Source organism: Terrimonas sp., from assembly GCF_003075435.1.
GTDB lineage: Bacteria > Bacteroidota > Bacteroidia > Chitinophagales > Chitinophagaceae > Agriterribacter.
The window spans coordinates 1-13,052 of sequence record NZ_QCZJ01000040.1; the positions used below are offsets into that span (position 1 = coordinate 1).

The 13,052-nt window shown below is 40.0% G+C and carries 10 protein-coding genes; 7 read left to right on the forward strand and 3 right to left on the reverse strand.

The genetic code is table 11. The features are described from left to right. Nucleotides 1-294: 294 nt before the first annotated feature. Together DC498_RS24250 and DC498_RS24255 are read left to right on the forward strand one after the other, a co-directional pair. Nucleotides 295-651, forward strand: coding sequence for a diacylglycerol kinase family protein (locus tag DC498_RS24250; RefSeq protein ID WP_240628088.1), 357 nt, complete (start codon nucleotides 295-297; stop codon nucleotides 649-651). A gap of 1 nt (nucleotide 652) precedes the next feature. Further along, nucleotides 653-1,300, forward strand: coding sequence for a DUF1361 domain-containing protein (locus DC498_RS24255; RefSeq protein ID WP_116876715.1), 648 nt, complete (start codon nucleotides 653-655; stop codon nucleotides 1,298-1,300). Between the two features lie 63 nt (nucleotides 1,301-1,363). Here DC498_RS24255 and DC498_RS24260 read toward each other — a convergent pair whose 3' ends face one another. Then, complete coding sequence (locus DC498_RS24260; RefSeq protein ID WP_240628089.1) at nucleotides 1,364-4,750, reverse strand: hypothetical protein; 3,387 nt, start codon at nucleotides 4,748-4,750, stop codon at nucleotides 1,364-1,366. A gap of 54 nt (nucleotides 4,751-4,804) precedes the next feature. On the opposite strand from DC498_RS24260, the gene DC498_RS24265 reads away from it, so the two are divergent. The 3 genes from DC498_RS24265 (at nucleotide 4,805) to DC498_RS24275 (ending at nucleotide 7,426) form a co-directional block, all read left to right on the forward strand. Next, nucleotides 4,805-5,443 carry an MBL fold metallo-hydrolase gene (locus tag DC498_RS24265; protein WP_116876716.1) on the forward strand — a complete coding sequence of 213 codons (639 nt, stop codon included), beginning with the start codon at nucleotides 4,805-4,807 and terminating at the stop codon, nucleotides 5,441-5,443. A 310-nt stretch (nucleotides 5,444-5,753) separates the two neighbouring features. Beyond that, entirely contained in the window at nucleotides 5,754-6,074 is a 321-nt protein-coding gene (locus tag DC498_RS26280) for a hypothetical protein (protein ID WP_165813950.1), read from the forward strand. Between the two features lie 17 nt (nucleotides 6,075-6,091). After that, nucleotides 6,092-7,426 (forward strand): metal-dependent hydrolase family protein, encoded by a 1,335-nt coding sequence (locus DC498_RS24275; protein WP_116876717.1) that lies wholly within the window; start codon nucleotides 6,092-6,094, stop codon nucleotides 7,424-7,426. A gap of 429 nt (nucleotides 7,427-7,855) precedes the next feature. Here DC498_RS24275 and DC498_RS24280 read toward each other — a convergent pair whose 3' ends face one another. Next, complete coding sequence (locus DC498_RS24280) at nucleotides 7,856-10,051, reverse strand: hypothetical protein (RefSeq protein ID WP_133176972.1); 2,196 nt, start codon at nucleotides 10,049-10,051, stop codon at nucleotides 7,856-7,858. A 213-nt stretch (nucleotides 10,052-10,264) separates the two neighbouring features. Here DC498_RS24280 and DC498_RS24285 point away from each other — a divergent pair, with 213 nt between their 5' ends. Together DC498_RS24285 and DC498_RS24290 are read left to right on the forward strand one after the other, a co-directional pair. Further along, the gene (locus tag DC498_RS24285) at nucleotides 10,265-10,942 is read left to right on the forward strand and encodes a response regulator transcription factor (protein ID WP_116876719.1); all 678 of its coding nucleotides are present in this window, start codon (nucleotides 10,265-10,267) and stop codon (nucleotides 10,940-10,942) included. Between the two features lie 16 nt (nucleotides 10,943-10,958). Next, a complete protein-coding gene (locus DC498_RS24290; protein ID WP_116876720.1) occupies nucleotides 10,959-12,008 on the forward strand; it encodes a sensor histidine kinase in 1,050 nt (349 codons plus the stop codon). A 234-nt stretch (nucleotides 12,009-12,242) separates the two neighbouring features. Here the strand turns inward: DC498_RS24290 and DC498_RS24295 are convergent, their stop codons facing one another. Continuing rightward, nucleotides 12,243-12,866, reverse strand: coding sequence for a polysaccharide deacetylase family protein (locus DC498_RS24295; RefSeq protein ID WP_116876741.1), 624 nt, complete (start codon nucleotides 12,864-12,866; stop codon nucleotides 12,243-12,245). Nucleotides 12,867-13,052 lie beyond the last annotated feature (186 nt).

Sequence of the window (13,052 nt, forward strand, 5' to 3'; positions counted from 1 at the left end):
AAAGTATTCAAAATACTGGGCGAACGATACCGTAACAGAAGAAAACGTTTTGGATTAAGAGTAAATTTAATCGCTGGCATTTACAATTATGAATTATATGCCTTTTTCAATTAATACAAGAGGTCTAATGTTTTGTGCCTTTTGTGTATACTTTGTGTTTTTTGCGATCAGTTTTTTACCACAAAAAACACAAAGGTTTCACAAAGAGCGCGAAGTGCTGATACTGCCTGATGTTGGTCAGTCTCTTTAGCAGACCTGGTTTAGTTCCCAACAAATGGTTTTAAAACAAACATTATGAAATTGATTAAAGCTTTTACATATGCCTTGCGGGGAGTATATACTTTTTTCAGCAGCGACCCCAATGGCAAACTGGAGTTATGTTTTGCCATCATTGCTATAGCAACGGGTTTTGTACTGCACATTTCAAACACCGAATGGATAGCAGTGCTCCTTTGCACCGCAATGGTTATATCGCTCGAAATGATCAATGCATCTATTGAAAAACTTTGCGATATGGTTGAGCCAAATTTTCATACTACCATAAAAAGCATAAAAGATATTGCCGCAGGTGCAGTATTAGTGTCAGCCGTTGTTAGCCTTATTATCGGACTCATTATTTTTTTACCTAAAATTTTTGAACAGCTGAATTAATATGAAAAAGAAGTCATCCATAAACAGCATTTTATACCTGTCGCTATTATGCACAGTGCTGTTGATTGCCATCCGTATAATATATACCGGCAACTGGCGGTTTGCATCATTGGTATGGAATATGTTCCTGGCATTTTTGCCTTTTATATTCAGTACAACGCTCCTGAAAAAAATAAACAGATCAAAATGGATACAGTACTTCCTGCTTGCCTGTTGGTTGATTTTCCTTCCCAATGCGCCGTATATAATTACTGATTTTGTTCACCTTGATCATACACCTCCGGTCCCTTTCTGGTATGACCTTGTTATTATTTTCTGGGCAGCATGGAATGGATTGATACTCGGATTTATCTCTTTGCTGAACATTGAGAAATTTCTTTTAGCCAGGTTCAGCAGAACGCAGGTGAATGTGATGGTATACATTTCATTAGTGCTATGCGCATTTGGTGTATATGCCGGAAGGTACCTGCGCTGGAATAGCTGGGATGTAGTTGCTAATCCGCATGAAATTTACAGGGATGTAAAATATATCGCGTTAAACCCGGAAGATAATATGCGTACATGGGGCGTAACATTTTTATTCTCTGTGCTGATGATCATCTGTTATTATACCATTAAGCAGCTAAAGCAGGCAATGAGGGAGTTATAGGTGGAAGGAAGAAGGCGTAAGGTATAGGGTAGAATACCTTACGCCCTATACCCTTTACCTCACCTAAAAATCAAGCCCCAATGAAAAATACCAAACCGGCTTTCCGTTAAAGAACCCAGTCATTGGCCATCCGGCATCCAGTCTAAGAAAATATCCGAGTAATGTACTTCTTGCACCAAAACCATAACCGCCAACAAAAGGACCCACACCATCAGGTTTCATGGTAACCTGAATAGGTGGATTTCCATAAGTAATAGACGGGCGTTTTAATGCATTGTATTTTCCATTCCAGGCTGTACCAAGATCAATAAATTGTATGATCTGAAAATTTCTTACAAAGGCATTGTTAATTGGCCTGCTCAGCAGTGTTGTAAATACCGGCAACCTGAACTCACTGTTTAACACTATAGCATTATTGCCATTGGCAGCATTTTGCCTGTAGCCACGCATATTAACCGCCAGGGATTGATAAGCATATGTTTGATCAGGAGCAGGTTTATTGGCATCATTAAATTTAGGCGCTATCCAGCTATCGGTGCCACCAAGAAAGTAAACAATTTTTCTGTCGCCCCAGGACAAATCAACAGCACCGCGCCCTGCCCATATAAAGTTTCTGTAGATGGGATAATAATATCTTATATCTGCGCCAAGATTATATGTTAGCCTGCCTTGCCTCTGCTTAACAAGATCAGTATTAATATCCGTATATATTTTATAGCGCAAACCATTCCAGATATTCAGGGCAGGGTTTATGGTATTGTCATGCACATATTCAACATGTGTAAGCAATGATTTCATTAATGTATCTCCCCATTTTGTAGACGGGTAATCTAAACTCTTGAGCGCTACCCTGTCACTCCTGTAAGCAATATTTGCCCTTATACTCCTTACCCTGTCTAACGGGTAACTAAGGTTTACCTGGTAAATATTTGTAAACAATTTATTCGGGTAGCCATATCGCTCATCAGTATCCTGGTAAAGCGAATAATCGCTTACGGTTGACCGGTAGAAGGTCAATCCCCAGTCTAACCTTTTCCGCATATTATAAAAGCTGAACAATACATCTTTATCTGCAAGATTTAAACCTAATCTGAACCCTCCAATAAACTTAATATCTTCAAATAAATCAGAAACGCCTATACGTATAATACCATTAAGGTTAGAACTTCCGTTAGTCATATATATAGGCCCGTTGCCGCCTGCATAGGGCTGCCAGCGTGTCATCAGCACCGAATTATTGAATCCGGATACTGAGTATTCAGTAGCAAATTTCAACCGGTAGTCATACAACTTTGCATCTGATAATATAGTTTCATCTTTTACCACTTCTTCCACCTCCACTATTTTACCGGCCGCAGAAGTATCATTATCATTTTCAAACTCACTCTGAAATATATCGCCCTGCGTTTTGGTTGTGTCAATCACCTGTGGCTGATATATGGTCGCAGCTCCTTTTACAATCCGCTCCTGGTCAATCACCTTCTTCATATATTCCGTGGGCTTAACATTTACGTTTCTCTTTTTTAATGCATCCTCATTCACCCTGAGCTTATATAACATTTTCAAGTTGCCTTCCTGCCTTACTTCAGACACCTGTCCTTTATCACCTGCTATCCGTGTTTCCTGCAAGCCGCTTTGGTAGTTGGTAATAGGGAATGCATAGGCAGAATCAGTAGTAACCGTCATATATCCTATTGAATCCGGCTCACTTTTATTCCATAACTGCAATGTAGAATCAAGCTCCTGTTTATCGGGGTTGCGCAGCAGTTCATCTCCAATCCTGTAGATCGTATCTAATCCGGCCTTCCTGCTGGTAAAAAATCCTGCATACCGGTTGGCTATTCCCATTTCATCATTCACAAACGTAAAGTGATTGGTATTGTAAGACATCGGGTAGCGAGCATTGCCTCTTTTAACATTGGTAAGCTGTGTTATCTGCCTGAACTCACTGCTGTTCCAGTTGTTTACCATAAAAATATTGAACCTGTTGTCGGAAGGCAGTACTGTATCGCTGTTGGGTGCATTGCCATAAGGCCGGTTAGAAGAAAACAATATACCTGTTTTGCCGGGGAAAGCCACAAAATTCGGATCAAGATCATCATACACATCATTTGTTATCTGCTGCAATGTTTGTTCCTGTATTTTGTAAATGAAAATATCAGAGTGCCCGTTTTTAACCGCGCTTAATAACAGTGTGTTCTGATCGAGCATATATTTAACATCCTGCACCTGGTCCAACTCCTCCGGCAAAGCCTGCTTGGTTGTTTTTAACCGCTTCACCAGGTCGTATACAAACATGCGGATGGTTTTCTTTTCCATGTATATCACCGCCAGTCTTGTGCCTTTGGGATCCCATGCCATTTGCGGGTATGTAGGATTAATTTCATTCTGATTATCGAGCACTCCTGATTTGAGCAATATTTTTCTTTTGTATCCAAAATCTTCAAGCTCTATCCTGTAGATACCTTTTTTAAACCTCACCACCGCATATGTATTGTTTTTTGCATTAGGGTTAAGCTGAAAGCGGTAGTAGTCGAGATTTTTATCCGTTTCTTCAAGTGCAACTATATTTCCTTTAGGTGTATTTCTTCTGCCACGGATATCCTGGTAATATTTCTCCGATTCTTTATCCATGAATTCTGCAAGCACCTCTTTAAATTTCTTTTTGGTCACTTTCATGCTTGCGGCATTCAGGCTTTTATATATTCTTGCGAGGTAGAGAAAATAAGTAACATTATCCTTCCGGTAATTATCCGCTATATACCTCCAGAAAGCATGACCGGCCAGTTCCGGCTTGTCAAAAGCAAATTGATAAAAAGATTTATAATCTCCTGAAAGCAATGCTGATTTTAATTTGTCATCCAGCTCCGGGCTCCAGTTTTCCGCGGCATACATCACATAGCCGTCGGTTAGCCATTTAGGTAAGTCGAGCAATGCCTGGTTACTGGCAAATTCACCAAGATCATCTCCAAACAATAAATTTTCTACCAGTGTTCTTGTTACACCCTGCCTTATTTGCTTTCTCAGGTTTTCATGATTGCCATCAAAGTAAACAATCATTTTATTATTAACGAACTTGGTAACACCACCGGTGTTTTGCCAGTCGATACCCAGCCCTATATTAGATTGCTGCAAATCGTTGAAGTTGTTATACACAACAATATTTATTCTCCGCTGTGAACCGTATTCAACAAAATCTTCCAGTTGCGGTAATTCTTTTTCAGCTAACTGGGCAGTATATTTTCCGAGCGCCAAACCATTCTGGCTAAAGTATACATTAAAGTTGCGCGTTTGGTAATAGCGCCACTTGAACTTTTTATACTGAACCCTGTTTTTGCCGAACTCTACCGCATTAACCTGTGCATTAACATCTATCCCCGCAAAAAATATACTGCCTGCAATAATAAACGATCCGATATAAGAGCGAAGCCTGTTCTGTGAGATTCCCATAAATTCGTGCATTCTTATAATAAAATTAGCGTTTTAAAAGTACAAATAATCAGGATGTTAGCTGTTAAAGTTTTCATATTTAGCCCCCTGCAGGAGAATACATATATTTTGTATAATGAACATAAGGAATGCATCATTATAGATCCAGGCTGCTATTACGACTTTGAACTGGATGAATTGACTTCTTTTATAGACAATAACGGTTTAACTCCCAGGTTGTTGCTGAATACACACTGCCACCTTGATCATGTTTTCGGCAATAAGCAGATAGCGGAAAAGTACGGATTAAAACCCCACCTCCACGAAAAAGAAAAGATAGTGCTTGATAATGCCGCTATTGCCGGATTAAGATGGAACTTACCTTTTGACAATTACGCAGGTGACGTAATATATCTACGGGAAAATGATATAGCTCGGTTGGCAGATGATGAACTGGAAGTTTTTTTTACACCCGGGCACTCCCCGGGCAGCATTGTATTTTATTGCAAAAAACAGGGGTTTATTATTGGCGGAGATGTATTATTCAGGATGAGTATCGGCAGAACAGACCTCCCGGGCGGAGACCACCAGACCCTGTTGAACAGCATCAGGCAAAAATTATTTGTGTTGCCGGATGATGTAAAAGTATATGCAGGGCATGGCGACCCAACAACCATTGGTTTTGAAAAACGGAATAATCCTTTTTTGAACTGAACATTAATCTTTCTGTTATGAGCTTATAAAACCGGTAAAATACAGTACTTTTCACTATCGCTTGAAAGATGGTAACTTCAAATTTTCGTATGCAGGTACTACTGCTATGGCAGATGCCTCGTACCCCGGCATGACAAACCGAAGTACTATTTTCAGCTTTAGTGTTATTGGTGAACATTAGTACAATTGTTCAACATACATTCTCCCGCCTGTCATGCCGGGGTACGAGGCATCTGCACGAGATTGCCGTACATGCGAAAACATGAGATGTACCCTTAAAAAACATCACAACTCAAAGCAAGGTTATAAAATGGAAAAAGATCAGCTTTTTAATTTCAGGCAACCACTTGTTACTGCCGCAGGTATAATACTCGGGTTTGTTTTAAACTTTGCCACGGAACTGGTTAAAAGAGAAAGTAAAAATGATCTGATCGCCCTGCTTATTATTTTATTTACCCTTTCAGGAATAACGTTCTTAATAATTTCTTTATACCGTATACTCAACAATGATTACGACAGAGCAAACGCCCGCAGGTTTTACAGGAAAACATTGAACTGCTTTCTTGCCGGGGTAATTCTTTCGTTTGCTGGAGGAGTTATAAAAATGATCCATACCCTGTTCCTTTCATAAATAAAACTATATAGCTTATGCGGGTATTATTGTTATTCTTTTTTTTATCAGGAGGATCATTCCTTTGCCCGGCCCGGGCTCAGCAGGAGCAAAAAATTTTATTGGAGAACGTTCGGGTGTTCAATGGAAAGTCCCAGGCCGTTTCCACACCTGTGAATGTTTTAATTTCCGGCAATATTATTCAAACCATTAGTGCCGCTCCTATTGCTGTTGAAGCGGAGGTAACTAAAATTAACGGAGGAGGCAGAACGCTGATACCGGGATTGATTGATGTGCATGTGCATATGGTTTTTGGCGCACTTACCATGCAGGATATGATGTTGCCGGATTTATCAGAAAGCTTTATTCTCGAAAAAGCAGGCGCATCAGCGCATAAAACGCTGTTGCGGGGTTTTACAAGTGTGCGGGATGTGGGCGGGCCAATATTTCCGCTTAAAGCCGCTATTGATGGCGGAAAGCTATCCGGGCCAAGAATATGGCCATCAGGCGCTACGATTAGTCAGACTGCCGGTCACGGCGATTTCAGAACACCTGCTGAAAGATCCCGTCGCTTTTTTGGAGAACCATCCCGGGCTGAAAAATATGGCGCCACATTTATAGCTGACGGACGTGATGAAGTGCTGACAGCCGTGCGGGAAAACCTGCGTTTCGGCGCCAGCCAGATAAAGCTGATGGCCGGCGGCGGCACATCTTCTGCGTACGACCCTATAGATGTTACCCAGTATACCTTAGATGAAATGAAAGCCGCCGTAGAAGCTGCAGAAGACTGGGGCACTTATGTAACCGTACATGCCTATACGCCGCGGACAGTACAACGCGCAATTGCTGCAGGTGTAAAATGCGTTGAGCATGGGCAACTGCTGGATGAGCCGACACTGAAGCTGATAGCTGAAAAAAAAGTCTGGCTTAGCCTTCAGAACCTTGTTGAAGATACACCTGATATGGATCCGCAAAGAAGGGCAAAGCGCAAACCCGTTATAGAAGGACAGGCAAAGATTTGGCCGCTGGCAAAAAAATATAAAATAAAGCTGGCATGGGGTACCGATTTTCTTTTTGAGCCCGAATTAAACGAGCAGCAAAATGCCTATATACTGCGCCTGCAAAAATGGTTTACCAATGCTGAAATATTAAAAATGGTTACGCACGATAATGCGCAACTGCTGCAATTGTCAGGCTTGAGAAGCCCATACCCCGGCAAACTGGGCGTGGTAGAAAAAGGTGCGCTTGCAGATCTGATATTGGTAGATGGTAACCCCCTTCAGGACCTTTCATTGATCGCTGATCCCGCAAACAAATTTCTGGTGATCATAAAAAACGGAAAGGTGGAGAAAAATTTGCTGGAAGGGAAATGAGTTTGGAGAGGGTATTGATGCCTATTTGATATTTTGTAAGTTTTAAAGATGCAATCAAATGATAATCAGCCTGACTTTATTTGATAAAATAGCAATTATGATAATATGAACGAGGTTGTTATATATCAATCCCCTGGCAATCAAACTAAAATTGATATAAAGTTTGAAGGAGATACCGTTTGGCTCAACCGTTTACAACTTGCAGTGCTTTTTGGGCGGGATATAAAAACCATTCCATGAATGACCCCCAATTCAAATTCCAGGTCAGGAAAAAGATCATCCTCTTTCTGTCTATATTGCTTGTTGGTATTGCTGTTATCGCGTTTAATACCTGCAGGGGATAAGATGCTGTTCAAAATGTGAGAATAATGAATAACCCTATAAGGGTTAATGCTGATAGCTAATAACTGATAGCTGATACCTAATACCCTACTCCATGCTCCCCATCTGCCTTGTATATGCTTTAATAAACAGCGCGCCTAAGTTTTTGTGCGGAGGTATATAGTTATCGAACCTTTCTTTGGCATCGCCGGAAGTGAACCTTGCTGAAAGTTCTTTCCATATTGTGAGCCATTCTACATTTTTGCCCACTTTAATATCATCATTAATAGCTTTAAGGATCGGTTCATTAATGATGCGTGTACCTACTTCTTTTGAGGAAATGATATGTGCATCAGGGCATGTTCTTAATACATCATCCAGGTTATGGAAACCACCACATGAGCCGAGAATAACGATTTTGGACGAAGGCGCCAGGTTGCGTATGGTTGAGCCTACCCAATAGCTATGTCCGCGGTGAATGGTAATGCTTGGCTTCAGGTTGTGCTTTTCCATATAGGCTGCCATTTTAGATTGCGCTATCGAATCCAGGCCTGATTCGTAATCAAGCGGAAGATTGGCATAGATATACACAGGTTTGCCTTTCGCGGATCGTATTTCTGTCCACTCCGCGTTTTTCTTCACTTTCCATTCGCCGGTATTGGTAAACATGCTTATGAAATTGGCGTATGATTCTTTACCATCTTTATCACCATAAAAGAAAACCTGTTGCACCACACGCCCGCTATCATCCACCAGGTCTTTATAATCCACTTTATATACAGGCGGTATATTCAGCTTTGCCGAAATATCTATACTGCTGTCCTGCGATGACTGGAAAATGGTTTGCAGTATATCATATATTACGATAGTTCTTCTTTCCTGCTTTTGCTTTCCTTCCAGTAAATTCTTTTCTATTTCCTGGTCAATTAATCTTTTTACCAGTGGATTACTTATGCTTCCATAAGAATCCGCCACATCCACCGCGTCTTCCAGGGTTCCGGTTTTTTCAAGCCCTCTTACAAATGCCATCATTAATCTTTGTGAACTACTATCAGGCATGGTTGCTAAAAATTCATCCAGCTTATTATAGCCCGCGGCAAGCTTGATGAACTTTTTGAACTTGTCAAAGCGCACGCTCATCAGCAAACTATCGCCGGCAGGTATACTGAGCCTTTGCATCATCCTGTTATATACACCCTTATAGCTTGAAGTATAAATAACATCTTCACCCAGCACTATAAGGTAATACAGTTCCTGCGGCGTTAAAGGATCGAGTATTTTAAAACGGATATTATCAGGAGAATCATGCAATGCATTGATCTGTTCAATAAATACATTCTCCGCCCTGTCTTTTAATTTTGCCAGCAGCTTATCATAAGCAACAGGCGTATCTTTTTTGATCAGCCTGTCGTTATAGGCGGTTTGTGTTTTTACCAGCAGGCGGTAGTATTGCACATTATCGCCCATCACGTCATAAATATCCTGCAGGGTTAATCTTTCGTGTACAAGTTCATCAATAAAAGGATAATACTGTTGCCCGCTTTTGCTGGAAGCAATTGCTACGATCGCTTTTACAAGAGAGTCGTTATTTCTCCTGATCAATCTTCCCACATTTGTGCGGGTTGCAGCGGCATAGTCATATAACTGGTTGGGATTGCGGTGCGCCGCGGCAGCTACCAGGCTATCGGCAAAGGGTACACTAAAATATTGCTCAAGCATGGGCAATACCTTATCAGGATTTTTCTGGCAGAATTTTCTGAAAAGAATATTGCGGGCTTCTGCATAACCGATATTTTCATACAAAGCGGTGCCTTCTCCGTTGATATTTATATTCCCAACCTCGTAAGAAGCCCTCTCTACTATAGGTGAAATATCCTGTTTTTTTGTATCAGCCTGCATCAGCGCTTTGTAATTTTTAACCAGGATTGAACCCATTGCCGGGTTAAAGCTTTTATTACGCCAGCCGTTGTAAAATCCTTTAACTAAATTTTCAAGTCCGCTTAGGTATTTTACTTTAAGACGATGATCGAGATAGCCTGCTGATTCAATGGTATCTTTCAGTATATCTACTTCGTTAATAATAGCCTCTGTTACAAAAGCATTAATGTCTTTGTTTTTAGATACATTCAGCACCTTCCCGTCTCCGCCATTAAAACTTAGCGCCTGCTTTTGCTGTTTCTCAATATTTTCATGATAGCGTATACGGGCAATGTCAACCTTTTTTTTAGTTGTATCCGCTTCATTACCTCTTGTGGTAAGTACGGAAAAGAACATTAATATAACAGCCAGATAAAGTTTATACATGTTGCGCACTATCATGCAAAATTAGGATAATAGCTTTATGGTTAACAGGTGCAGTGGTATATAACTTATTTAGAATGAGTTAAAAACCTACACATTAACGTACATAGTGTGAATTTAGTGCCAAATTTCCCGCAATGGATAACAATTTCATAATCCAGTGTTTTTGGGCGGTGAGCCGGGGCAAGGTTATTTTTGCGTAAACATATTGTTAAGATGGAACCCAAAGGCAAAAAAATACTGATAGCTGATGATGAACCGGATATACTGGAGATATTAAGCTACAATCTTACCAGGGAAGGTTATGAAACCATAACCGCCAAAGACGGGGAGGATGCTATCCAAAAAGCCAGGTTGTATAAACCAGACCTGATAATGCTGGATGTGATGATGCCTAATAAAAATGGCATGGAGGTTTGCAAATTATTGAGAACCCAGCCGGTTTACCAGGACACACTGATCATTTTTTTAACAGCTTTAAGTGATGAAACTTCTCATATTAAAGGACTGGAATATGGTGCGGATGATTTTATCAGTAAACCTGTAAGCCCCAAAATACTGGTTTCCAAGGTTAACGCCTTATTTCGCAGGATACAAAAGCCGGATGATAAAACCATACAAACAGGCAGTATCATTATTGACCCGGTTAAATTTGTGGTTACGATAAACGGGCAGGACATAGTACTGGCAAAAAAAGAATTTGAATTATTGCACCTGCTGGCTACCAAGCCGGGCAGGGTATTTTTAAGAAATGAGATCTTAAGCCAGATATGGGGAACCGAAGTAATTGTTGGCGACAGAACCATTGATGTGCATATTCGTAAGATTCGTCAAAAACTTGGCATAGATTGCATTACCACCGTAAAGGGTGTAGGCTATAAAATGGTAGTCTGAATATGAGGTAAACGAAATGTTTAATACTAAAAATTTTTCACCCCGCCAGTTAGCCGGCTACACGGCATTAATGATTGCAATACCTGTTGCTCTGGGTATATATTTTTTCGATCCTGAATGGTGGGTGGCGCTGATTGCATTTCTGCTTGTATTGGCGGGAAGCTATGCGCTTATTTTATTTACCCTTCAGCGGTTTATTTACCGGAAAATAAAATTGATCTACAAGTTTATTTACCAAACAAAGGCAAGCAAGCGGGAAGAGTTTTATTACAAGAACATATTACCACAGAAAAGCATAGACGAAGTTAGACAGGATGTTGAATTTTGGGCAGAACAGAAAAAGAAAGAGATTGAAATATTGCAGGCCAATGAAGCCTTTAGAAAAGAGTTCCTTCAAAACCTTTCGCACGAATTAAAAACGCCCATTTTCGCTATACAGGGATATGTAGATACCTTACTCGGTGGCGCAATAGAAAACCAGGAGCTCAGTACAAAATTCCTCAACAACACATCAAAAAACATAACGCGATTGGTTAACCTGCTGAATGACCTTGATGAAATAACAAGGCTTGAAAGCGGTGAACAGGTTTTATATAAACAGCATTTCATTATACAGGAACTTATACGCGAAGTATTTGACTCTTTATCCTTACTTGCCTCTAAAAAAGGAATAAAGCTGAATATCAAAAAGGGATGCGAATTTCCCATCACTGTTTTTGCTGATAAGGAAAAGATCAGGCAGGTAATCATAAATCTTACAGATAATGCCATAAAATATGGCAAAATAAACGGTAATGTAACCGCCAGTGCTTATTTAACCGATGAAAAGCATGTGCTGGTAGAGATCAGCGATGATGGTATTGGTATAGCCGAAGAACATATACCCAGGATTTCAGAAAGATTTTACAGAACAGATGCTGCAAGGAGCAGGAAGGAGGGCGGCAGCGGTTTGGGGTTGGCTATCTGTAAGCATATCATTGAGGCTCACGGGCAAAGGATGCATGTACGTAGTAAACCCGACGTAGGAACCACATTCGGTTTCATTCTCCAACGCAAAAAAGACTGATTTTTCAAGCGTACTTTCCCCAGTTTTACTAAGTGTTTTTTCCGTAAAAATACTATACAACTCATTGTGTAGCTTCATTTTAAGCGTAAAAAAAATTGCAATAACAAAAAAACTGTGTAATTTAGCCATAGTTTTCATAGGGTACGGATTAAAAACGGGCCAGGGTTTCTACCCCGGCCCAACTTTTTTAAATAGCTTTTTTTCAGATTTATTTATTGCTTAATTATAAGCTTTTTATAAATTAATTTTATCAAACCTGTAACCCTGCTTTTCAAAATATTCCAGGGTTCTTGGCAAGGCATATTGCATATTTTTAAATGCTTTTTCGCTGTCATGAAAAACAATAATACTTCCGCTTTTTGTTGAAAGCACAACGTTTTTCAGGCATGCTTCCGGTGTGATCTTCTGGTCGAAATCCCCGCTCAGTACCGACCACATAATTACTTTCATGTTAAACGATTCAGTAAGATATTTCAACTGCAGTTTTGATATTCTGCCATATGGCGGCCTGAAAAGATCGGCGTCAATATACTTTCTTGCCTCTGCTATATCTGTAAAATATTTTTTATCATCTGTTTTCCAGCCATTCAAATGATTGTAGGTGTGATTGCCTATTTTATGCCCGTCGTCTATGATGTTTGTATATATGTCGCGATATTTTACCACATTATTCCCTATGCAGAAAAAAGTAGCTTTCGCGTTAAATTTTTTAAGCTCATTCAATACAAACGGGGTTATTTCCGGGTGAGGTCCATCATCAAAAGTGAGATAGATAACTTTCTCACGGTCAGGCATACCCCAAATTGCAGCGGGATACATTTTTTTTAAAAGCCAGGGCGTTTTGGCAAAATAGAACATATACTGTTTTGATTTTTTAAACCGCGTATAAAGGTATAGCATTAGTGATTTATTGACAGAAGCCATATTTAGTTCGTAAAAAACAATATATGTTTTGAAAACCATTAAGAAGTTAAGGGTCATTAAGGCTTCTTACTTAATTTTCTTAATGTCTTAATGGTTATTTATAAGAACTAATAGTGTTCC